The sequence below is a fragment of the Streptomyces sp. NPDC054866 genome, from assembly GCF_053610745.1.
Window position 1 is genome coordinate 1,045,360 of sequence record NZ_JBSGZA010000002.1, and the last position, 22,227, is coordinate 1,067,586.

Sequence of the window (22,227 nt, forward strand, 5' to 3'; positions counted from 1 at the left end):
GCAGCAGTCGGAGGGCTCGGATCATGGCCATTTACACGCTTCCAGAACTTCCGTACGACTACGCGGCGCTCGAGCCGGTCATCAACCCCCAGATCGTCGAGCTGCACCACGACAAGCACCACGCGGCGTACGTGAAGGGCGCGAACGACACCCTTGAGCAGCTGGAGGAGGCGCGCGACAAGGAGACCTGGGGCGCCATCAACGGCCTGGAGAAGAACCTGGCCTTCCACCTCTCCGGCCACATCCTGCACAGCATCTACTGGCACAACATGAACAGCCCGAAGGACGGTGGCGGCGGCGAGCCGCTGGCCGCGGACGGTGTGGGCGACCTCGCGGACGCGATCACCGAGTCCTTCGGCTCCTTCGCCAAGTTCAAGGCCCAGCTGACCAAGGCCGCGGCGACCACGCAGGGTTCGGGCTGGGGCGTGCTCGCCTACGAGCCGCTCAGCAACCGCCTCATCGTCGAGCAGGTCTACGACCACCAGGGCAACGTCGGCCAGGGCTCGACGCCGATCCTGGTCTTCGACGCCTGGGAGCACGCCTTCTACCTGCAGTACAAGAACCAGAAGGTCGACTTCATCGACGCCATGTGGGCCGTCGTCAACTGGCAGGACGTGGCCAAGCGTTACGACGCCGCGAAGCAGCGCGTGAACAGCCTGCTGCTGGCCCCCTGAGCCCGCCCCCTGAGAACGTCCTGCCTCGTGATCGTCTTCTCAACCTTCACTGAAGCAGGCGGATGGACGAAAGGCCCCCGTGAGGACATGACTCACGGGGGCCTTTCGGTATGCGGGATTCCGGAGGACCGTGTCGACATGCCGACACTACGGACCATGTACTGCAGCACCTGCAAGCGGGACGAGCCGCACCACCCGCTGAGCAAGGGCGAGCAGCAGCAGCTCAAGGACGACTCCGGCCTGAAGCACACCGGCAACTACTGGGCCTGCGACGCACCGGGCTGCGGAACCCTGCGTACAGGTTTCGACAAGTCGCCCTTCTATCTGCCCCGCAAGCTCAAATAGCGGAACTCAGTCGAAGATCGGCCCCTGCGTACGCGTCCGCTTGATCTCGTAGAAGCCCGGCGTGGACGCCACGAGGAGCGTGCCGTCCCACAGCTTCGCCGCCGCCTCGCCCTTGGGGGCGGGCGTCACGACGGGGCCGAAGAAGGCGACCTGCTCGCCGTCCGCGCCCGGGACCGCGATGACGGGCGTGCCCACGTCCTGGCCGACCTTGTCGATGCCCTCCTGGTGGGAGGCGCGCAGCTGGGTGTCGTACTCGTCCGAGTCCGCGTGGTCCGCGAGGTCCTCGGGCAGGCCGACGTCCTTGAGCGCGGAGACGACCGCCTCACGGGTCGGGCCCTCGCCGAGGTTGTGGAAGCGGGCGCCCAGGGCGGTGTAGAGCTTGCCGATGGTCTCGTCGCCGTGCTTCTGCTGGGCGGCGATGACCACGCGGACCGGCCCCCAGGCCTTGTTCTCCATCATGTCGCGGTACTCCTCGGGCAGCTCGTCGAGCCTGTCCTCGTTCAGCACGGCGAGGCTCATGACATGCCAGCGGACCTCGACGTCGCGGACCTTCTCCACCTCGAGCATCCAGCGCGAGGTCATCCAGGCCCACGGGCACAGCGGGTCGAACCAGAAGTCAACAGGGGTCTTGCCGGACTTGCCGTTCTCGGACATGTCTCTCCCTAGGGAATATGTGCGCGCTTGGCCAGGGGAACGTCAGTGATCTACCCGGGCATTCCCGGATACCGCGCGCTGGGGGCACATGCGAGGATCGTAGACATTCGTACAGGTCGTGCGATCCACGACTTACACCTGCGAGTACAAGGGAGTACCGCCCGTGCCCGGTGAGAATCTTTCCCGCGACGAGGCCCAGGAAAGGGCCGCGCTGTTGTCCGTCGACGGGTACGAGGTCTTTCTCGACCTGCGCTCCGCGATCGGCGAGAGCGACCAGGAGCCGCGCACGTTCCGCTCCGTCACCACCCTCCGCTTCCGCTCCGCCGAGCCGGGTGCCACGAGCTTCGCCGACCTGATCGCCCCTAGCGTCACCGCGCTCTCCCTCAACGGCAAGGACCTGGACCCCTCCGAGGTCTTCGACGGCACCAGGATCACGCTGGAGGACCTGGCCGCGGAGAACGAACTGGTGGTGGACGCCCAGTGCGCCTACAGCCGCACCGGCGAGGGCATGCACCGCTTCGTCGACCCGGAGGACGGCGAGGTCTATCTCTATACGCAGTACGAGCCCGCGGACTCACGGCGTGTCTTCGCCAACTTCGAGCAGCCCGACCTGAAGGCACCCTTCCGTTTCGAGGTGCAGGCCCCCGAGGGGTGGACCGCCTGGTCGAACGGCGCCGGTGAACTGGTCGACGGCGTATGGAAGTTCGCCGAGACGAAGCCGATCTCGACGTACATCACGGCGATCGTCGCGGGTCCGTACCACTATGTGACGGACTCCTACAGCCGCACCTTCGAGGACGGCACGACGCTGGACATCCCGCTCGGCGCGATGTGCAGGAAGGGCCTCGCGAAGCACTTCGACGCGGACGACGTCTTCCTGGTCACCAAGCAGGGGCTCGACTTCTTCCACGACAACTTCGACTACCCCTACCCCTTCGGGAAGTACGACCAGGCCTTCGTGCCCGAGTACAACCTGGGCGCGATGGAGAACCCCGGCTGTGTGACGTTCCGCGAGGAGTTCATCTTCCGCGGCAAGGTGACCCAGGCGTCGTACGAGCGCCGGGCCAACGTCATCCTGCACGAGATGGCGCACATGTGGTTCGGCGACCTCGTCACCATGCGCTGGTGGGACGACCTGTGGCTCAAGGAGTCCTTCGCCGACTTCATGGGCTCCTTCTCGATGGTCGAGGCGACGCGCTTCACCAACGGCTGGATCACCTTCGCCAACAACCGCAAGGCGTGGGCCTACCGCGCCGACCAGCTGCCCTCCACGCACCCGGTCACGGCCGACATCCGCGACCTGGAGGACGCCAAGCTCAACTTCGACGGGATCACGTACGCGAAGGGCGCATCGGTACTGAAGCAGCTCGTCGCCTACGCCGGACGTGACGCGTTCCTCGAAGGCGCCCGGCGCTACTTCAAGCGGCACGCGTACGGGAACACCCGGCTCGGTGACCTCCTGTCGGTCCTGGAGGAGACCTCCGGGCGCGACATGGCGTCCTGGTCGCGGGCGTGGCTCCAGACGGCGGGCGTCAACTCCCTGACGCCGCAGGTCCTGCTGAACGCGGAGGGCCGGATCACCGAGCTCTCCGTGGTCCAGGAGGCCGCCGAGTCACACCCCGAACTGCGGCCGCACCGCGTGGCGGTGGGCCTGTACCGCCGCACGCCCGAGGGCGAGCTGACGCGGTACGCGCGCGCGGAGCTGGACGTCGAAGGGCCGCGCACCATCGTGTCCGAGCTGGCCGGCGAGGAGGCTCCCGATCTCGTCCTGGTCAACGACGACGACCTGACGTACTGCAAGATCCGCTTCGACGAGACCTCCCTCGACACACTGCGGGCCCACCTCGGCGACCTCACCGATCCCCTGGCCCGCGCGCTGTGCTGGTCCGCGCTGTGGAACCTCACACGGGACGCGCTCATGCCCGCGCGGGACTTCATCGGTCTCGTGCTGCGGTTCGCGGGGCGCGAGAGCGACATCGGTGTGCTGCAGATGCTGCACACCTGGGCGGACTCGGCCCTCACCTTCTACGCGGCCCCCGAATGGCGCGAGGAGGGCGGGCGCGCGCTCGCCGAGGGCGCGCTGCGGGAGCTGCGGATCGCGGAGCCCGGCAGCCAGCATCAGCTGACGTGGGCGAGGTTCTTCGCCGCGGTGGCCTCGTCGGCAGCCGATCTCCAGCTGCTCCAGGGGCTGCTCGAAGGGACGGCGAAGATCGACGGCCTTGACGTCGACCAGGAGCTGCGCTGGTCCTTGCTGGGCCCGCTGGCCGCGCACGGCGTCGCCGACGAGCGGGTGCTCGCCGCCGAGCTGGCCCGGGACGACACGGCTTCGGGCAAGCGGCATCAGGTGCGCTGCCTGGCCGCGCGGCCCTCCGAGGCGGTCAAGGCGCAGGCGTGGGCCTCCGTGGTGGAGTCCGACTCCCTGTCCAACGCGCTGGTGGCGGCGACGATTTCGGGCTTCGCCCAGTCGTCGCAGCGGGAGCTGATCGCTCCGTACGCTCCCCTGTACTTCGCCGCCATCGAGCGGGTGTGGGCCGAGCGGTCCATCCAGATCGGGATGGACGTGGTGAAGGGTCTCTTCCCCCTCCTCCAGGACGATCAGGGGACCTTGGACGCGGCGGACCTGTGGCTCGCCTCGCACGAGTCGGCCGCGCCTGCCCTGCGCCGACTCGTCCTTGAGGCCCGGGACGACCTCGCCCGGTCGCTGCGGGCGCAGGGCTGCGACTCGGCTGCCGCTTCTTAGGTCGAGGGGGGGGAGAGCGGCCGCCGGAACGTACCGCGAGCAAACGGACCTTTTCGGCAGTCGAACGTCTGCACTTTAGTGCAGGGTTGTCCGGTTATGTCGACGGGCCTGTAACAGCGGTTAGGGGGCGGAGCGACAGCGGGAATGGCCCGGTCATGAACCACAACACCCCGCTCTCCCCCCGCCCCCTCCGCCACCTCGCCGACGTCCAGCGCCGCGTCATGAGCACCGCCCAGCTCCGCGCCCACGGCATCTCCCCCGCCGACGTCGCCGCCCACTGCCGCCCGGAAGGCCCCTGGCAGCAGCTGCTCCCCGGAGTCTGTCTGCTGCACCCGGGGCCGCCGACCAGCGAAGAGCGCCTGCACGGCGCCCTGTTGTTCGCGGGGCGACCGCCGGCCAAGGCCGCGAAGACCGTGCCCGCACAGCCCGGCGCGGGCGCACCCCACGCCCCGTACGCCGACGCCCTGATCACGGGACTCGCGGCGCTCGCCCTGCACCGCTTCTCGTCGGCTCCCCCGCTGCTCTCCCTGGACCGCATCGACGTCCTGGTCCCGCGCACCCGGCGGCTGCGCTCCACCGGCTTCGCCCGCCTCGTGCGGTCCCAGGCCCTGCCGACCGCCGTACAGATCACCGGAGTTCCGGTGGCCCCGGTGCCGCGCGCGCTCGCCGACGCCGTGGCGGGGCTCACCGAGGCGTCCGCCGTGCGCAGGCTGCTCACCGAGGCGGTGCGCGGCGGGCACTGCGAACCGGCGGCCATCGTGCGGGAGTTGAACCAGGCGAAGCTGCTCACCCGCCCGCACGTCGTGGACGCCGTGGACTCGCTGCTCGCCGAAGGGCGGGCCATCGCCGAGGACCGGCTGTACCGGATGGTCACCGAGCACGGCCTGCCCGATCCGCTGTGGAACGTCGATCTGCGATTGCCCGGCGGCCCGCACCTGGGGGGCGTCGACGCCTACTGGCCCGATATGGCCGTAGCGGTCGAGCTGGACACGCGGGCGCCCCGGCAGGGGTTCCGGCAGGACGACGACGCGCTGTGGTCCGAATACGCCCGCAAGCGGGAGCACTTGGAGCGGCTCGGCATCACCGTCGTCCACCTGACGCCCAGGAAGCTGCGCGAGTCGCTCGAACAGCAGGCGACGGTCGTACGGACCGCGTTGATGGCGTCGGGCGACCGTGATCCGGCGGCGTATGTGGTCGTGCTCCCCAGGTAAGACCCTGGGGCGGGGCGCGCACGACGGGCCCCGCCCCTTTCACGTCACTTCGCGCAGAACTCCGCGTCGATGACTGAGGGCCCGTCCCCGCCAGGACCGTTGAAGTTGAGCGCCAGCGCGTGGCTGCCGTCGGCGGTCGTCATCGCCAGGGTCGCCGAGCCGTGGATGCCGCCGCCGTGGCCCCAGACGACCTTCCCGCAGGACATCTTGCGGCTCCCCAGGCCGAGCCCGTACCGCGCGCCGGGGTCGTCCTCGCCCTCCGGGACGGTGGTCTTCATCTCGGCGAGCTGCTTCTTGGGCAGGAGCTTGCCGCGCAGCAGGGCGGTGTAGAAGCGGTTCAGGTCCGCCGAGCTGGAGATCATGCCGCCGGACGCGCCCGCCACGGTCGGGTTCAGCTCCGTCACGTCGTGGTTCTTGGCGTCGGGGCCGGCCGACAGCTTCGTATAGGCGCGCGAACTCGGCTGCGGCATCTTCGGGTTCGTGCCGGGGACACTGGTGGCGCGCAGACCGAGCGGTTTGATGACGCGCCGCCGGATCTCGTCCCCGTACGACTCGCCCGTCACCTTCTCGATGATCATTCCGGCGAGGACGTAGTTGGTGTTGGAGTACTTCCAGGCCGTTCCGGGTGCGAAGTCCGGCTTGTGACGCATGGCGATGGCGACCTGCTGCCCGGGCGTCCAGGTGTCGTAGCGGTGTGCGAGGAACCTCTCCGTGAACACCTTGTCCCGGAAGCCCGCGTCGGCCGTCACGTTGAAGACGCCGCTCGTGTGGTTCAGGAGCTGGCGGACCGTGATCCTGTCCCCGTCGTGGCCATGGCCCTCGACGACGCCCGGCAGCCACCGCCCGACCTTGTCGTCGAGGCTCAGCTTCTTCTCCGCCACCAGTTGGAGCACCACCGTGGCGACGAAGGTCTTGGTGACGCTGCCGACGCGGTACCGGTCGTGGGCGCCGCGCGGGCTCTGCCGTTCGAGGTCGCCGATGCCGGCGGCGGCGTTCCAGGGCCCGTGCTCGTCCCTGGCCTGTGCGGTCACGCCGGGAGCGTTCTCGTTGAGGGCGGCCTCCATCGCCTTCCGCGTCGCCTCGTGCCGGTCACCGGGCGGCGCGGCCGTCGCGGGAGCCGCGAACGCCCCCGCCGTCACCGTGATGGCCACCCCCGCGGCCACGCCCATCAGGCCTCTTCTACGCACTGACATGTCTCCCCCTCCGCTCATCACGTGCTGTCGGCGGGAGGGACTCGTGGGCCTGCTGCGGAGGTTGACCGCCCCGCGCGGGTTGAGCGGGATTCAGCCCTTCTTGAGGATGAGCTCCGTGTTCCGGTCGCCCGGCTCGCCGCCAAGCGCGGGCTTGGCACCGGGGGCGTTGAAGGACAGTTCGCGGTAGAGCGCGGCGAGGCCGGTCTGGGAGAGATCGGCGTAATCCGTGCGGTGCGGGGCCGACGATTCGATGAGGGTGGTGAAGAGGGAGATCGTGCCGTCGTGGTTGTCGCTCACCTCCACCACGCGGGCCAGCTGCGGGAAGTCGATGTGCGAGGCCGTGGAGACCTCCCAGAACGCACCGCGCGGGGTCTGGTGAGCGGTGATCCTGTTCTTGTGGCTGTGGCCGTTGACCCAGGCCAGGACGGAACGGTGGCGGCCGAGCAGGGCGACGATCTCGTCGCCCCCGTGCCTGCCCTCGCGCGGGCGGTCCGGGTCCTGGCGCAGATTGCGCATGGTGCGGCTGGTGTGGTGACTGAAGACGATGACGTACGAACCGCCGCCGTCCTTCTGCTCGTTGGCCTTCAACTCCCGCTCCAGCCAGTCCGTCTGGGCCGTGCCGAGCGAGCCTTCGTAGTGACCGCCGGGGTCGGTCGAGTCCAGGCTGATGCCGAGTACGTCGTCACTGATGCGGAAGGAGTAGTACTGAGTCCCCGCGTCGAGGTTCTCCTGCGTGTAGCCGTGGCCGGCGGGGCCGTGGCCCTTGTACGCCGGGTCGAGATGGGCCTGGACGTACTCGGCGGGGGTGAAGGGCGCGCGGCTCTCGTCCGGAGTGACCGAGCGCATCCGCCGCGCCTCGCTCTTCAGGAGCTCCTTGAAGTGCGCGCCCTTGGGGTCGCGCCCCTTCTTGACGGCCTTCCACAGCGCGGCGCCACGCGACTCGTCGAGGGACATCAACTTCCGCCCGCCGACGGCGAATTCGGCGAAGTACGAGTCGCCGGGCCCCCAGCAGCCGCCGGGCAGCGCGTCGTGGTTGCCGACGGTCGAGTACCAGGGCAGCCCGAGGCCGGGGCTGTTGACCTCGCGGAGCGCCGCCTCCAGGAAGCCGTCGACCTGCGGGAAGCCGAGGGCCTTGTCGGAGTCGCGGAGGTCGTCGTCCGGGTGCCAGTACAGCTTCAGGCCGCTGTCCTGTACGCCTTCGTAGCGGCGCGGGTCACCGGTGTTGGGGTTGATGCGCCCGCCGCTCATGGTCTTGAGGAACCAGTCGAGTTCGGAGCGGGAGTTGTTGTCCGTGTTGTCGCCCGTCGTCACCACGCAGTGCAGGGGCGAGCCGGTGGCGGGCGCGCCGCGCAGCGCGTTGACCCGCTCGACGAGCGCGACCGCGCCGGCCACCGAGAGGGCCTCCTGCGGGCGCCAGGCGCTTGCGGTCTGGGCGCGCAGGTACTCGTACCGCAGCGGATGCTGCACGTCGACCAGGTGCAGGTCGGTGAACTGGACGAACGCGGCGAGCGGGGTGCGCCGCCCCTCGCGGCCGTTCTTGGCGGCGGCGAGATCACCGCGGACCACCCGCTCCCAGGCGGGGCCGTCGCCGAGCCGCCGGTAGCCGGAGGCGCCGCGCGGCGCCGCGACGGCAGCCAGCGTGGTGCCGCCCCGGTAGGGCATCAGAGGCGCGGCGGGCGCCTGCCGGGAGAGCGCGACGGGGGCGGGTCTGCTGGGCGCGGCATGGCTCGTGCCCGGCCGCATGGCATAGCCGATGCCCGCGGAGAGGGAGACGGCTCCGGTGGCCGCGAGGAAGGCCCGGCGGTCCACGGCGGACACGGCGGAGTGAGTGGCGGACTGGGCGGCGGTGGCGACGATGCGTATGCGCGACATGGCGCGGTCTCCCCGATTGCGAACGCGTCGGCAGTGGTCGCGGGCAGCTCCGCACCAGGCGAAATTCCCGCTCGTACTGGATCGTTGGCATCCGGGATGACCTGCACGTTAACGAGACCGCAACGGGCAACGCCGATCACCGTACGTGGATCATCAGGCACCCTCCGCGGTCACGCATCCCTCTCCGGGCCGAGAGGAAGCGGTCACTCCACGTTCATCTTTCAGGGAAGGGGAGGCGCTGCGGGCCCTCAGGAGGGCGCCGCGAGGTGCCCGTCCTCCGGGCGGGTCCGCCACAGGTCGAGCCCGATGTCGACGAGTCCGACCCGGTCGAGTCCGGGGACGTCGTCCAGCGCGTGCCACGCCGCGAGATCGGTGGAACCGTCCCGCTCGTGACGCAGTTCGCCGCCGGTGATCCGCGCCTCGTAGACGATCCGCAGGCCGTGGAAGTCGGCGACGGCGCCGAGCTTGCGCGGATACCGGCGGCGCAGAGAGTCGATGCCGAGCAGGACGACGGGCTCGATGAGGTACCCGGTCTCCTCGTCGGCCTCGCGGATCACCGTGTCGTACGGGTCCTCCCCGTGGTCCATCCCGCCGCCGGGCAGCGTCCAGCGCTTGCTGCCGTCGCCCGCCACCCAGCGAGCGAGCAGCAGCTGCCCGTCCTGCACGCATACGGCGTAGGCCGCCACCCGGAGCTCTTTGTTCACAGAGTGACGCTAGTCCCCTTGGGTGGGATTGGCAGGAGAGTAGTCGGGCGCGGACCACCGCCAGGGGCTCGCGGAGTGCGTCTGGAGCGCCTCGGCGAGGGTGAAGCGGAGCGTGCGGGAGCCGTCGTCGGCGTGGGTGGTGCGTGCCGTTCCGGTGAGCTGGAGGGTGGTGCCGGTCGTCCAGTCGAGGAAGAGGAGGCCGGCGCGGGGGTCGGTGGCGAGGTTGCCGAGGGTCAGGAACATGGAGTTGCCGGGGTAGTCCCGCCAGGTGAGTTCGGTGGGGGACGCGACGCGTACGAAGCCGGGGTTGCCGCCCCGGTGGCTGGCGTCGGCGCCGTGCGCGTGGACGGTGGCGAGGAAGAAGGTGTCGGCGGCGGCGATGAGCGCGCTCTGCTCGGCGGTGAGTTCCGCCCCGCGCGTGGGGGCGGAGGGGCCGCCGGAGCGCCCGCCGGGCAGCAGCTCGCGCCGCTGGATGTACTTGGGGCAGTTCGAGAAGACCTGGTCGGCTTCGATCGCAAGCCCGCGGGGCGTCGGACGGGCCCGGCCGTTCAGGCGCATGCGGCGGCGGGTGCGGGGGTCGAGGGCGATGGTTCCCACGGGGGCGGCACCTTGGGCGAGGGCGGGCGCGAGGGGGTCGCCCTCGCCCAGGCTGCCCGCGATCGATATCTGACGCGGCCCCGTGGCCCGCACGAACCCGGGTTCACCGGTGAGCAGCGAGGCCCAGACGGCGCCCGCCGGATCCGCCCCGCCGATCACCAGCATGGGCTGCAGTTCGAGGAAGGCGGCGGCGACGGGGCGGATCCCCGGGCCTATGGACCGCCCCACGTGGTCGGCCAACTCCCGCACGCCGACGAGATCCTGGACGGCACGTGAGCCGTGGTGGTACGGGACTTGCGGGGTCATGTCACTCCTGCCGGGCCATGCGGGGAGCGCCCCGAAGGGGCGCGGGGAACTGCGCGACCGGCCACGAACGACCCGCGGACGGCATCGGGCCGCGGGGCCGGAGACTAGAAGAAGCCGCACGTCGGAGCATCCGGCACCGGAGCCACGTCCGAGGCGTCCACGCCAGAAGCCGCGTAGATCTCCAGGCGCGTGCCATCGGGGTCGTGGAAGAAGATCCCGCCGGACGCGGCGCCCTCGCCGTGCGGGACGACACCCTCGTAGGCGAACTCCGTCCCGTACGCGCGCAGGGCGCTCTCGTACGTGCGGACCTGGTCGATGGTGTCGACCTCGATCGCGAGGTGGTGGAGGCCCGCGTTCCCGGGTGCGTACGCCGCGTCCGCCTGCTGCCAGAGGGTGAGCGCGAGGGTGCCGTCCTGTCCGAGGAAGGCGAATCTGCGGCCCTCTTCCTTGCCTTCGCCGATCACGTCGTAGCCGATGACGTCGCGGTAGAAGGCGAGCGAGCGCTCGATGTCCGTGACGTTCAGGCCGATGTGTCCGGTGCGGAGTGTGCTGGTCGCGGTCATGACTCTCCCCTTGTCGACGGCGGCCCGCCTCACGCGGGCTAACCGTTAAAAATGACGTTAGCGGTTAGACTTGAGCGCGTCAACCAGTCACGTACCCTTTACTGGTTAGCCTCGAAGGGAGCCCCCATGGCCGCCGCACCCCGCGACCGCACCGACCCCCGCCCGCTCGTCGGGGAGCCGCTCTCCCTCGACCTGCTCAACACCCGGTGGATGGCGGACGGCGTGCGCCAGGATCTGCTCACCGACGTCGGGGGTCTTGCCGTCTGGCTCGGCGCCAACGGGCTCGACCACCGGTTCGGCGCGGACGCGACGACGCTGGAGCACGTGCTGCGGGCGCGCGACGCGATCGCCTCCGTCGTGGCCGGAGGCGACATGGACGCCCCCAATGCCGCCGCCGGGATCGCCCGCGTCAACAAGGTCCTGGAGCACGGGCGGATCCGGGCGACCCTGTCCCCTCAAGGGCCGGGCGAGGAGCCGGAGTTCAAGGACGTGACGTGGGGCGCGGCCTGGCTCGCGGCGCGCGACTACCTGACGCTGCTCGCCACCGCGCCGGACCGGATCAGGTCCTGCGCCCACGAGGCGTGCGTCCTGCACTTCTTCGACACGTCACGCAACGGCACCCGGCGGTGGTGCTCCATGGCCGCCTGCGGGAACCGCGCGAAGGCCTCGCGCCACTACGCACGGGCCCGCGAGGCCTAGGCCCGCTGTTCGAGCGCTTGCAGCGTTCCCCCGGGCAGCCGGTCGTTGCCCCAACTGCGCTCGATATAGCCGATGATCCCGGCGATGTCCTCGGCGGGCACCCGCTCCGGTTCGCCGTGTTCGAGCGGGTCGGCGTGGAAGATGTAGAGCCGCGAGGCGAACTGGTCGAACGGCAGTGAGGCCTCGCCGAACCGCTCGCCGTTGCCCGCGGTGGAGACGACGACGCCGTCGCCCCAGTCCTGGCCGCTGTCGTTGTTCGGGTTGTAGAAGTACACCCGCATGACGTCCTGGGGGTCCGGCGCGACCCGCAGGATCGTGATCGCGTGCCAGCCGACGTAGCGGGCCGCGCTGTCGGTGACGGCGACGCCGGCCGGCTGCGGATGGATCAGCGGCTGCTCGCCGTTGTAGGACGGGTGGTAGTCGGCGTGGAACTGCCGCAGGAACGCGTCGAGGTCGACCAGGTTCCCGGTCGCGACGTCGACGTTGATGTGGAACCCGCGGGCCGTCCACCAGCCGTGGAACTCGGGGTTGATCCACCGGTGCGGGTCCCCCGGCCGCCCGGCGCAGCGCCGCCCCATCTCGGCGTAGATCCGGTCCAGGTGGGGCACCACGAGCAGTGACACGGGGTCCAGGTCCATCGGCAGCGTGCCGGCGACTCCGCCCGCGCTGTCCTTCGACGAGATCGGCTGCCCCTCGAAGTGCATGAGCACCTCGTCGTCGCGGGCCGCCCAGACCACCATCTGCAGCAGGTAGTCGGGGTCGTTGTAGGACCACATCGACAGCGCGCGGGCCGACTGGCAGGTGGGGTTGTCGCCCTGCCCGACACCGAGCGGCTGGCCCAGCATCGAGAGCACCCCGGCGACCAGCCGCGCCCGCGGCTCCGGCTCCTCGCCGAAGACCGTCGTCAGCCGCTCCCGCGCGACCGGCGAGAGCACGAGGGCCAGCTGGCGCCAGAGCGCGGGCACCACCGGCGGCTCGTAGAGGATGCCGCGGTCGAGCAGCAGCGCGAGACCGTAGATGCTCTGCGCGGTCTGCGGGTGGATCGCCACCTCGATCAGCCGGTGCACCAACTGGCTGTAGCGCATCAGGCAGTTGCGGCCGGTGTCGGAGAGGCCGAGCGCCTCGCCGACGAGGTAGTCACTCTCGCTCAGGAGGAACCGGAGCAGTTCCGCGTGGTACGGCGACACCAGGCCGGTGTCGTGCATCGCCCGCGCGAACCCCGTCGCCTCGTACTGGAGGGCGCCGGCGTCCATCGCTTCGAGGCGGGAGCGGAAGACGTCGACGCCGGGGTCGTCCCGGCACGCCTCGGTGGTCCCGAACAGGCTGGTGATGAGCCGGTCGATGCCCTGCCCCGAGGACACGCCCAGAGCGACGTCCGGGTCGTTGCGGTAGACCGCGATCCGGGTGATCAGGGACTGCACCGGCTCCACCTGGATCGGACGCTGGCGCAGGATCCGCCAGATCTCGTCGACCAGATCATCCAGGACGCTGTCGTAGCCGATCTCGTCGCCGAGCCGGCGGAACAGGTCCCGGACGAGCTGTGCGGTCCTGCCCTGCTGGGCCCGCTCCGCCTCGCCGGGCGCGCTGAACAGCAGCTCCAGGTTCTTCGCAAGGACCTGGGACAGGAACTGGCGGGCGTCCTCGGCGGTCACCGTCGGGTGCGCGAAGTCGCCGCGGGCGACCGCGAGCATGCGCAGCTCGCTGGTCGCCTCCATGACGACGGTGTCCGCGTCCGGGCTGCGCAGGCTCCCGCCGACCAGCGCCGGGACGAGGATCTCCGGTGACGCCCAGTCCGTCTCCAGGAAGAGTCCGGCTTCCTCAAGGGCCTGCGCCCTTGCCTGGACCGCCGCGGCGCCGCCCGGCTGCGTGAGCACCCGCCGCAAGGCTTCCAGGACCCGCCGCAGCTTCGTGTGCTTGCCGAACTCGCGGGTTTCGGCCATGGCCTGGATGGCGTCGTCGAGCGAGGCCACGCGCTTGTCCAGCGTCGTGGCCCCGCCGTTGACGTCGACGGTCGGTTTCAAAGGGGTTCCCTCGGGTTGGCCTCCTGCGTCCACGGTGTCGTCAGACGTAGAAGTCGAGCTCTTCCTGCCTCTTCAGCAGGTCACGCATCCGGTACGGGTCTTCACCGAAGAAGTACAGCAGACCCCAGTGGGTGCCGAACGCGGTCCTCTTGGTGACGGTCTCCTCGAGCGGTGTGGAGAGGTCGTGCGACTCGTAGTAGTCGTCGTCCTCGGTCTCCTCCGGGATTTCGAGTTCGCTGACCACGCGGCGGCGCGGGTAGACGCCGAAGCACCCCGCGACCCCGGACGCGTCGACGACCTCGCGCGGGAAGAAGGCGTCGATCTCCTCCTCGGTCGTCTTCGGGTCGAAGGCCAGGACCAGCCCCTGGTAGGCATTGAAACCGTACGCCCGCTCAAGCAGTTCGAACACCTTGAAGCCCGGCGGCCGGTAGGCGACCTCGCCGAAGTACATCTCGCCGTCACTGGTGACGAAGTACTCCGGGTGCACGAAGCCGAACTCGATGTCGAACGTCTTGATGAGCTTCTCGATCTGCGCCGTGATCTGCGGTCGGTACCGCTCGAGTTCCGGCGTCGCCGGCACGAACACCGAATATCCCAGCGTGACGTACTCGGAGATGTTGCAGAACTTGATCTTTCCGTTGTGCACCCACGCCTCGACCGCGAACTCCCAGCCGTCGAGGTGGGATTCCATGAGGACCGGGAACTCCTCGTCCGGAATCGTGTCGACCTCGTCGGGGGTGCGGATGACGCGGTGCCCGAGGCATCCCGCCTTGTCGAACGCCTTGAGGTGGATCGGATCGTTCGGGTCGCCGTCCAGCTTGAGCAGGGTCTGGTTGACGCGCTTGAGGAAGCGGGTCACATCGTCCCGGTCGTGGGCCTCCTCGAAGATTCCGACCCGGATGCCGCCGAGTTGCGCGCGGCGCTTCATCAGCGCCTTGTCCCGCAGCAGCATGGCCTGACCGTACAGACGCGGGTTGTCGAGGAGGACGGAGTTGATCGCGCCCGCCCATTCGACCGTTTCCTCGTAGAGCGGGATCGCTACGTCGACGCCCTCCTTCTGCAGCGTCTCGGCGATCTCCACGGAGCGGTCGTTGAGCCGCTCGAAATTCCACGGCACGAAGGGGATGTCGTGCTCGACGCAGTATTCCTCGGCCCACTCCGGCGCCACAACCACGTATCTCCGGTCGAACCGGTCCAGGGCTTCCACCGCGTTGAGACTCCAGCCAAGAAGAGCCACATAGCCTTTGTCGGGGTTCCTGATGGCCGGTTCGCCCTTTGTCATAGACGGTTTCTCCTTCGGCGCGTGCGCTCATCGAGGGTGTGGCTGGCAACCGTGCCCGCCCATCCGGCACGCAAACACCAGCCACCATCCGTCCCGGCGAGGAAAATCACCCGCTATGTCGCCGATGGCGCATGGCGGGATTGCGTCACGTCGCGATCGTAATCCGACAACTCTCCCCAAACAGCGGTCCCTTACGTAAAGCTGAGCGGTCATCCGGTTCCGGATTCCGGACCTTCTCGACCTTTACGTACAGGGATGCTGATGCACAGATCCAGTGCTAGACGCACGACCCGTCTCGCGATAGCCGTCGGTCTGACCGCCGCGCTCTCCGCCGCCGGGCCCATACCCATGGCCCTCGCGGCCGACGGCGACCCCGGGGGCCAGACCACCCCCAAGTCCGCCGAGAAGAAGCTGGGTTCGGCCGACGCCGACCTCCTCGCCGACGCGAAGGCGGACGGCGAGAAGACCGTCACGATGATGGTCGCCACCGCACCGGGCGCCACCGAGCAGGTCGCTGACCAGCTCGACGCCGTCAAGGGCGGTTCGGTCGGCCGTACGTACGACAAGCTCGGCTACGTACGCGCCACCGTGCCCACCGGCAAGGCCGAGGCCGCCATCGAGGCCGCCGGGAAGCTGTCATCCGTGCACGGCATCGACCTGCGGCACGAGATCGAGCTCGACGACCCGACGCCCGCAGCCGACCGCGCCAAGGGCGCGAAGACGGCGGCCGAGGGGACCTTCGCCGGGCCCGGCAAGAACACCCCGGCGAAGAACCCGTACAACCCGTCCTTCGAGACGGGCGCCGTCGACTTCGTGAAGAAGCACCCGAAGGCGGACGGCCGCGGCACCACCATCGGCATCCTCGACTCCGGTGTCGACCTGGGCCACCCCGCGCTCCAGAAGACCACCACGGGCGAGCGGAAGATCACCGACTGGGTGACCGCGACCGACCCGATCGTGGACGCGGACGCCACCTGGCGGCGGATGACCAACCCCGTCACGGGCCCCGTCTTCACCTGGGACAGCGAGACGTGGAAGGCCCCGGCGGGCTCCTTCCAGGTCAACCGCTTCCGCGAGTCGGCCACCACCGGCGGCGACGCCAAGGGCGACATCAACCGCGACGGCGACACCACCGACAGCTGGGGCGTGCTCTACGACCCGGCCGCCGGCACCGTCCGTGTCGACCTGAACGACAACAACGACTTCACCGACGACGAGACGATGAAGCCGTACAAGGACGGCCACCAGGTCGCCTACTTCGGCAAGGACGACCCGGCGACCGACGTCGTCGAGCGCGTCCCCTTCGTCGTCGAGATCCGCAAGGACGTGCCCACCGACCCGTACGGCGGCGACTGGGTCGGCAAGAAGGCCGACTTCGTCAACATCGGCGTCATCGAGTCCGAGCACGGCACGCACGTCGCGGGCATCACCGCGGCCAACGGCCTGTTCGGCGGCGAGATGAACGGCGCCGCCCCCGGCGCCAAGCTGGTCTCGTCCCGCGCCTGCACCTGGACCGGCGGCTGCACGAACGTCGCGCTCACCGAGGGCATGATCGACCTCGTGACGAAGCGCGGCGTCGACATCGTGAACATGTCGATCGGCGGTCTCCCTGCGCTCAACGACGGCAACAACGCGCGCGCCGAGCTCTACACCCGCCTCATCGACACCTACGGCGTCCAGCTGGTGATCTCCGCGGGCAACTCCGGCCCCGGCGCGAACACCATCGGCGACCCGAGCCTCGCCGACAAGGTCATCTCGGTCGGCGCGTCCATCTCCAAGGAGACCTGGGCCGCCAACTACGGCTCCGCCGTGGAGAAGAAGTACGCGATGATGAACTTCTCCTCGCGCGGCCCGCGCGAGGACGGCGGCTTCGCGCCGGTCATCTCCGCGCCCGGCGCGGCCATCAACACCACGCAGACCTGGCTGCCGGGCTCCCCGGTCGCCGAGGCGGGCTACCAACTGCCCGCCGGTTACTCGATGTTGCAGGGTACGTCGATGGCGTCCCCGCAGGCCGCGGGCGCCTCGGCGCTGCTGCTCTCCGCCGCGAAGCGCGAGGACGTCGACCTGACCCCGGCGAAGCTGCGCACGGCGCTCACCTCGACGGCGGACCGTATCCCCGGCGAGCAGGCGTACGCGCAGGGCACCGGCCTGATCAACGTGGTCGACGCGTGGAACGCCATCGAGGACGACGCGAAGGCGCACACGTACACGGTGAAGGCCCCGGTCGACACCGCCCTGGAGCAGGAGCTGAAGAAGCCCGGCACCGGCATCTACGACCGTGAGGGCGGCCTGAAGACCGGCCAGAAGCGGACGTACGACGTCACGATCACCCGCACATCGGGCCCGGACCGCGGCATCCGCCACGAGCTGGACCTGGTCAACAACCACGAGCGCACCTTCGAGCTGCTCGGCAAGGGCGCGGTGACGCTGCCCCTGAACAAGCCGGTCACGGTCAAGGTGCAGGCGAAGGCCAAGTCGGCGGGCGTGCACAGCGCGATCCTGACGGTCGACGACGAGCGCTCCGAGGGCATCGACCAGCAGATCATGTCGACGGTCGTCGTCTCGACGCCGCTCGCCAAGCCCGCGTTCACGTTCTCGGGGTCCGGTTCGGTGCAGCGCAACAGCACCAAGTCGTACTTCGTGACGGTCCCGAAGGGCGCCAAGTCCCTGGAGGTGGCGCTCGGCGGCCTGAAGGACAAGAGCCAGACGCGGTTCATCGCGGTGCACCCGTACGGTGTCCCGGTCGACTCGACGTCCTCGCTCGTCTGCTACGCGAACTACGAGAACCCGGCCAACACCTGCCGCCCCGACCTGCGTTCGTACGCCGAACCGCAGCCGGGCGTGTGGGAGATCGAGGTCGAGTCGCGCCGGACGTCGCCGCTCCTGGACAACCCCTACAAGCTGGACGTCTCCGCGCTGGGTGTCGCCTTCGACCCCGCCGTGCAGACGGTCCCGGAGACGAAGATCGGCACCCCGGCGCCCGTCTCCTGGAAGGTGACGAACAACTTCGCCGCGGTGGACGGCAAGTTGAAGGGCGGCCCGCTCGGCTCCGCGAAGGCGGCGAAGCCGTCGATCAAGCAGGGTGAGACGCAGACGACGACCGTGGTCGTGCCCGAGGGCGCGCAGCGGCTCGACGTGGCCATCGGCTCGACGGCGGACGCCGCGGCCGACCTCGACCTGTCGGTCTCGAAGGGCGGGGTGGTCGTTGGCTCCTCGGCCGACGGCGACTCGGAGGAGTCGGTCAGCCTCACCAAGCCGGCGGCGGGCACGTACGAGATCGACGTCGTGGGCTACGCGATCCCGTCCGGCATCACCGCGTACGACTACCGGGATGTCTTCTTCTCGGGTGCGCTCGGCTCGGTGAAGGTGGACGAGTCGGCGCCGGTGAAGCTGGCGAACGGGGCTTCCGCCCAGGTCTCGGCGGAGATCGCCGCGGACGCGCCTGCGGCCGAGGGGCGTCAGCTGTTCGGTGAGGTGTCGCTCCTGAACGGGCGCGGCACGGTTGCCGGTACCGGCAGCGTGATCATCGAGAAGGTCGCCTCGTAGGGGCCTCTCCTGTGAGCAAGACTCCGGCCGGGCTGGTTCTCCAGCCCGGCCGGTGCGTTACTCCCGGCGCGTGTCCGCGCCGCTCAGCACCGCATCCCCTCCGCCCGCGGCAGCGCGCGCTCGATCCACTCCCGGTCCTTGGCGATGTCCTTCGCGCCGGTGGACCAGATGTCCGGCGTCGCCTCGCCCTTCGCGATGCCGATCAGGGTCCGGTCGCCCGGGCGGAGCCGCGGGTCCACGTCCACGTTCATCACGAACGTGATCTGTTTCTCCCCCTTGCTCGGCTTGTAGTAGCGGGACACGTCCAGGACGATCCGGTCCTGGACGCCGCCGGGGATCGGTTCGACCCGCCTCACCGTGCCCTCCACGATGAGCCGCGCGCACGCCACGTACCCCTCGTACGACTGGTCCGCCGAACCCCCGGCATTCTCGTCGCCCGCGTCCGGCGCCGCCCCCTTCGCCGCGTCGGAGTCCGACTGCCCGGTGACCCCGCCCCCGCTCTCCACCGCGAGCCAGGCGAGCCCGCCCACCAGCGAGGCCGCCGCGGTGGCCGCGGCCACTCCGAGCGCCGCCGTGAGGCGCCGGCGCCGGACACCGGCCGGGCGCAGGGCGACCACAGGGTCCCGCACCGCCTCCGGAGCCGCCAGCGCCCGACCGGCCAGCCCGATGTGCTCCCGGAGCAGTGCGACATCCGCCACAGCCGCGGCATGCTCCGCCGCCAGCTCCGGGTCCCCCGCGGCACCCCCGGGCGCGGGCTCGTCCATGAGGGCGAGCATCAGCGCGTCGTGGTCGCCATCGTGGTCGTACTCGTCCTTGGCCACCCTCACACCACCTCGCCCTCGTGCAGCCGCGTCCGCAGGACCCGTACCGCCGTGTGCAGCCTGCTCTTGACCGTGCCCTCCGGAATGCCCAGTTCGTCCGCTATCGCCCGTACCGGCAGATCGGCGTAGAAGCGCAGCACGACGACCTGCCGCTGGGTGTCGGGCAGCGCGTCGAGGCCCTGCGTCACGGCCATCGACAGCGCCCGCGACTCCGCCCCGTCCTCGTCCGTCGCCTCCCGCCACAGCACGGCGAGGCGCTCCCCGAGCCGCTCCTGCCGCCGGCGCGCCCGGTGCCAGTCCATGGCGAGGTTGGAGGCGACGACCGCCGCCCACGCGGACACGTCACGCGGCGCCTCGCGCCCGTCCGCCGCCCGCTCCAGGAGCTTGAGCCTGACCTGCTGGACGCCGTCGGGCAGATCGGCGTGCGGCACCCCGCCGAGCGCGAGCACCGCCCGCACCCGGTCCTCCTGTGCCGCGTCGAGCGGATCGGCCCGCTCCCGCTCCCGCCGGTCCCGTCGCGTTTTTCCGCGCAGCAAGACACCCTCCCGTCCCCACGTTTCCCCTAGGACGCCGGGGGCGCCCGAAACGTTCGGCCCGCGGCCACGGGAATGTGACATCCCGAACTTCGGACAATGGATTGGACAAGGCGGCCGTGGACAGACGCATCATGGAACCGGCGCAGGCCAAAGCCTGTGCCCATGCACATACGGAGGATGTCCCTGTGAAGGTCGGAATCGTCGGAGCCACCGGTCAGGTCGGCACGGTCATGCGCAAGATCCTTGTCGAGCGGAACTTCCCGGTGGACGAGCTGCGCCTGTTCGCATCGGCCCGCTCGGCCGGCTCGGTCCTCGACGGTGTCACGGTCGAGGACGCCTCCACGGCCGACTACAGCGGCCTCGACATCGTCCTGTTCTCCGCGGGCGGCTCGACCTCGAAGGCGCTAGCCGAGAAGGTCGCCTCGCAGGGCCCCGTCGTGATCGACAACTCCTCGGCCTGGCGGATGGACCCCGAGGTCCCCCTCGTCGTCTCCGAGGTCAACCCGCACGCGATCGCGGACCGCCCCAAGGGCATCATCGCCAACCCGAACTGCACGACGATGGCCGCGATGCCGGTCCTGAAGCCGCTGCACAAGGAGGCCGGGCTCACCGCGCTCGTCGTGGCGACGTACCAGGCCGTGTCCGGCTCGGGTCTCGCCGGTGTCGACGAGCTGTTCGACCAGGTCAAGAAGGTCGGCGACGACGCTCCGAAGCTCACGCACGACGGCTCGGCCACGGAGTTCCCCGCGCCGAACAAGTACGTCGCGCCGATCGCGTACAACGTCCTGCCGCTCGCGGGCTCCATCGTCGACGACGGTCTGAACGAGACCGACGAGGAGCAGAAGCTCCGCAACGAATCCCGCAAGATCCTGGAGATCCCGGCCCTCAAGGTCTCCGGCACCTGCGTGCGCGTGCCGGTCTTCACCGGTCACTCCCTCCAGGTCAACGCCCGTTTCGAGCGTCCGCTGAGCGCCGAGCGCGCCACCGAGATCCTTGGCGCGGCCGAGGGCGTCGTCCTCACGGACGTCCCGACCCCGCTGGTCGCGGCGGGCAAGGACGACTCCTTCGTGGGCCGCATCCGTAACGACGAGACGGTGGAGAACGGCCTGGCCTTCTTCATCTCCGACGACAACCTCCGCAAGGGCGCCGCGCTGAACGCGGTGCAGATCGCGGAGCTGGTGGCGGCCGAGCTCAAGGGCTGAGGAACTCAAGGGCTGACGCTCTTCTGATACGTACGCCGCTGGGGGCGGGCACCGACATTCATTCGGTGCCCGCCCCCTTCGCGTACCCCACGACCAGCAGCGCGAGCGCCGCGAGCCCGCCCCCGAGCCACAGCACGTCCGTCGTCCCGAAGCCGTCAGCGACCAGGCCGCCGGTCAGCGCGCCCAGGGCGATCGCCGCGTTGAACACCCCGGCGAAGAGCGCCGAAGCCGCCTCTCGGGCGCGGGGCGCGGCGGCGAGGACCCACTGCTGGGTGGAGACGGAGACCCCGCCGTAGGCCAGGCCCCACGCGACGAGCAGCGCCACCGACGCGAGGAGCGAGCCGCCCGCGGGCCCGAGCAGCAGCACCACGGCGGCAAGACCCGCGGAGATGGCGAGCAGCGCCCGGCGCGGGTCACGGGCGGCGAGCGCGCCGCCCGCGAAGTTGCCGACGATGCCCGCGATCCCGTAGGCGAGGAGCAGGCCGCTGATCAGCCCGGCGCCGAGGTCGGGCCCCCGCTCCAGGACGGGGCGTACGTAGGTGTACGCGGCGAAGTGCCCGGTCACCAGAAGCAGCACGACCGTCAGTCCCGCCCGCAGCCGAGCGTTCCGCAGCAGCCCGGGGAACGTGCCGAGCCGTACGGCCGCCGTGGCGGGCAGCGGCCGAAGCACCGCCGCGAGCAGCCCTGCGACCGCCAGCGCGAAGGCCCCCATCACCGCGAACGCCCAGCGCCAGCCCGCGAGTTCACCGAGGAACGTACCGGCGGGGACGCCGAGCACGGACGCCACCGCGATTCCGCTGAAGATCACCGTGGTGGCACGCCCGGCGGATTCCTCGCGCACGAGCCGTACGCCGAGCCCGGCCGCTATCGCCCACACGCCTCCGATGCAGACGCCCACCAGGACCCGCGCGGCGAGCAGCACGCCGAAGGCGGGCGCGAGCGCGGAGAGGAGGTTGGCGGCGGCGAGCAGCACCATGAGCGTCGCGAGGACCGTCCGCCGGTCGGCGCGCCGCACGGCGACCGGAAGCAGCAGGGCGGCGAGCGCCGCGACCACGCCGGGCAGCGTGACGGTCAGGCCCGCGGTCCCGTCGGACACGCCGAGCCCCGAGGAGAGGGAGGTGAGGAGGCCGACCGGCAGCATCTCCGTGGTGACGACGGAGAAGGTGGTGGCGGCGACGGCGAGGACGGAGAGGGGCAGGGAGCGCTGCGGCAGCACGGGTTCGGAGAGCGTGGTCGAGGTGGCTTTCATGAGGCCAAGCCT

Annotated in this window: 18 protein-coding genes; 7 read left to right on the top strand and 11 right to left on the bottom strand. The window is 70.3% G+C overall.

Annotated elements, in window-relative coordinates:
- Positions 1-23: 23 nt before the first annotated feature.
- Entirely contained in the window at positions 24-674 is a 651-nt protein-coding gene (locus tag ACWGI2_RS13435) for a superoxide dismutase (protein WP_160505044.1), read from the top strand.
- Between the two features lie 156 nt (positions 675-830).
- The gene (locus ACWGI2_RS13440; protein WP_453695339.1) at positions 831-1,019 is read left to right on the top strand and encodes a hypothetical protein; all 189 of its coding nucleotides are present in this window, start codon (positions 831-833) and stop codon (positions 1,017-1,019) included.
- Between the two features lie 6 nt (positions 1,020-1,025).
- Here the strand turns inward: ACWGI2_RS13440 and ACWGI2_RS13445 are convergent, their stop codons facing one another.
- Positions 1,026-1,673 (bottom strand): mycothiol-dependent nitroreductase Rv2466c family protein, encoded by a 648-nt coding sequence (locus ACWGI2_RS13445; RefSeq protein WP_453695340.1) that lies wholly within the window; start codon positions 1,671-1,673, stop codon positions 1,026-1,028.
- 163 nt (positions 1,674-1,836) lie between these two features.
- Between ACWGI2_RS13445 and pepN the strand changes: the two genes are divergently transcribed.
- Both pepN and ACWGI2_RS13455 read left to right on the top strand, forming a co-directional pair.
- The gene (gene pepN / locus ACWGI2_RS13450; RefSeq protein WP_453695342.1) at positions 1,837-4,413 is read left to right on the top strand and encodes an aminopeptidase N; all 2,577 of its coding nucleotides are present in this window, start codon (positions 1,837-1,839) and stop codon (positions 4,411-4,413) included.
- Positions 4,414-4,568: 155 nt separating this feature from the next.
- Positions 4,569-5,624 (top strand): hypothetical protein, encoded by a 1,056-nt coding sequence (locus ACWGI2_RS13455; protein WP_453695343.1) that lies wholly within the window; start codon positions 4,569-4,571, stop codon positions 5,622-5,624.
- Positions 5,625-5,668: 44 nt separating this feature from the next.
- On the opposite strand, the gene ACWGI2_RS13460 is transcribed toward ACWGI2_RS13455, so the two are convergent.
- The 5 genes from ACWGI2_RS13460 to ACWGI2_RS13480 all read right to left on the bottom strand — a co-directional run bounded on the left by ACWGI2_RS13460 (position 5,669) and on the right by ACWGI2_RS13480 (position 10,859).
- Positions 5,669-6,817 (bottom strand): serine hydrolase domain-containing protein, encoded by a 1,149-nt coding sequence (locus tag ACWGI2_RS13460; RefSeq protein WP_453695344.1) that lies wholly within the window; start codon positions 6,815-6,817, stop codon positions 5,669-5,671.
- Between the two features lie 90 nt (positions 6,818-6,907).
- Entirely contained in the window at positions 6,908-8,689 is a 1,782-nt protein-coding gene (locus ACWGI2_RS13465) for a TIGR03767 family metallophosphoesterase (RefSeq protein WP_453695346.1), read from the bottom strand.
- A 248-nt stretch (positions 8,690-8,937) separates the two neighbouring features.
- Complete coding sequence (locus ACWGI2_RS13470) at positions 8,938-9,393, bottom strand: NUDIX hydrolase (RefSeq protein WP_453395566.1); 456 nt, start codon at positions 9,391-9,393, stop codon at positions 8,938-8,940.
- 9 nt (positions 9,394-9,402) lie between these two features.
- A complete protein-coding gene (locus ACWGI2_RS13475) occupies positions 9,403-10,296 on the bottom strand; it encodes a pyridoxamine 5'-phosphate oxidase family protein (protein ID WP_453695348.1) in 894 nt (297 codons plus the stop codon).
- 104 nt (positions 10,297-10,400) lie between these two features.
- The gene (locus ACWGI2_RS13480; protein ID WP_453695350.1) at positions 10,401-10,859 is read right to left on the bottom strand and encodes a VOC family protein; all 459 of its coding nucleotides are present in this window, start codon (positions 10,857-10,859) and stop codon (positions 10,401-10,403) included.
- Between the two features lie 126 nt (positions 10,860-10,985).
- Here ACWGI2_RS13480 and ACWGI2_RS13485 point away from each other — a divergent pair, with 126 nt between their 5' ends.
- Complete coding sequence (locus ACWGI2_RS13485; protein WP_453695352.1) at positions 10,986-11,558, top strand: CGNR zinc finger domain-containing protein; 573 nt, start codon at positions 10,986-10,988, stop codon at positions 11,556-11,558.
- Here ACWGI2_RS13485 and ACWGI2_RS13490 read toward each other — a convergent pair.
- Positions 11,555-13,579, bottom strand: a complete 2,025-nt coding sequence (locus ACWGI2_RS13490; protein ID WP_453395570.1) for a hypothetical protein — start codon at positions 13,577-13,579, stop codon at positions 11,555-11,557. The two genes, ACWGI2_RS13485 and ACWGI2_RS13490, sit on opposite strands and share 4 nt — an antisense overlap.
- A gap of 40 nt (positions 13,580-13,619) precedes the next feature.
- The gene (locus ACWGI2_RS13495) at positions 13,620-14,861 is read right to left on the bottom strand and encodes an ATP-grasp domain-containing protein (RefSeq protein WP_453695353.1); all 1,242 of its coding nucleotides are present in this window, start codon (positions 14,859-14,861) and stop codon (positions 13,620-13,622) included.
- A 255-nt stretch (positions 14,862-15,116) separates the two neighbouring features.
- Here ACWGI2_RS13495 and ACWGI2_RS13500 point away from each other — a divergent pair, with 255 nt between their 5' ends.
- Positions 15,117-18,407 carry a S8 family serine peptidase gene (locus ACWGI2_RS13500; RefSeq protein WP_453695354.1) on the top strand — a complete coding sequence of 1,097 codons (3,291 nt, stop codon included), beginning with the start codon at positions 15,117-15,119 and terminating at the stop codon, positions 18,405-18,407.
- 83 nt (positions 18,408-18,490) lie between these two features.
- Here ACWGI2_RS13500 and ACWGI2_RS13505 read toward each other — a convergent pair whose 3' ends face one another.
- A complete protein-coding gene (locus ACWGI2_RS13505; RefSeq protein WP_453695355.1) occupies positions 18,491-19,228 on the bottom strand; it encodes a hypothetical protein in 738 nt (245 codons plus the stop codon).
- A gap of 2 nt (positions 19,229-19,230) precedes the next feature.
- The gene (locus tag ACWGI2_RS13510) at positions 19,231-19,764 is read right to left on the bottom strand and encodes a sigma-70 family RNA polymerase sigma factor (RefSeq protein ID WP_453395574.1); all 534 of its coding nucleotides are present in this window, start codon (positions 19,762-19,764) and stop codon (positions 19,231-19,233) included.
- 185 nt (positions 19,765-19,949) lie between these two features.
- On the opposite strand from ACWGI2_RS13510, the gene ACWGI2_RS13515 reads away from it, so the two are divergent.
- Positions 19,950-20,966 carry an aspartate-semialdehyde dehydrogenase gene (locus ACWGI2_RS13515; RefSeq protein WP_453395575.1) on the top strand — a complete coding sequence of 339 codons (1,017 nt, stop codon included), beginning with the start codon at positions 19,950-19,952 and terminating at the stop codon, positions 20,964-20,966.
- Positions 20,967-21,024: 58 nt separating this feature from the next.
- On the opposite strand, the gene ACWGI2_RS13520 is transcribed toward ACWGI2_RS13515, so the two are convergent.
- Positions 21,025-22,215 carry an MFS transporter gene (locus tag ACWGI2_RS13520; RefSeq protein WP_453695356.1) on the bottom strand — a complete coding sequence of 397 codons (1,191 nt, stop codon included), beginning with the start codon at positions 22,213-22,215 and terminating at the stop codon, positions 21,025-21,027.
- Between the last annotated feature and the right edge of the window lie 12 nt (positions 22,216-22,227).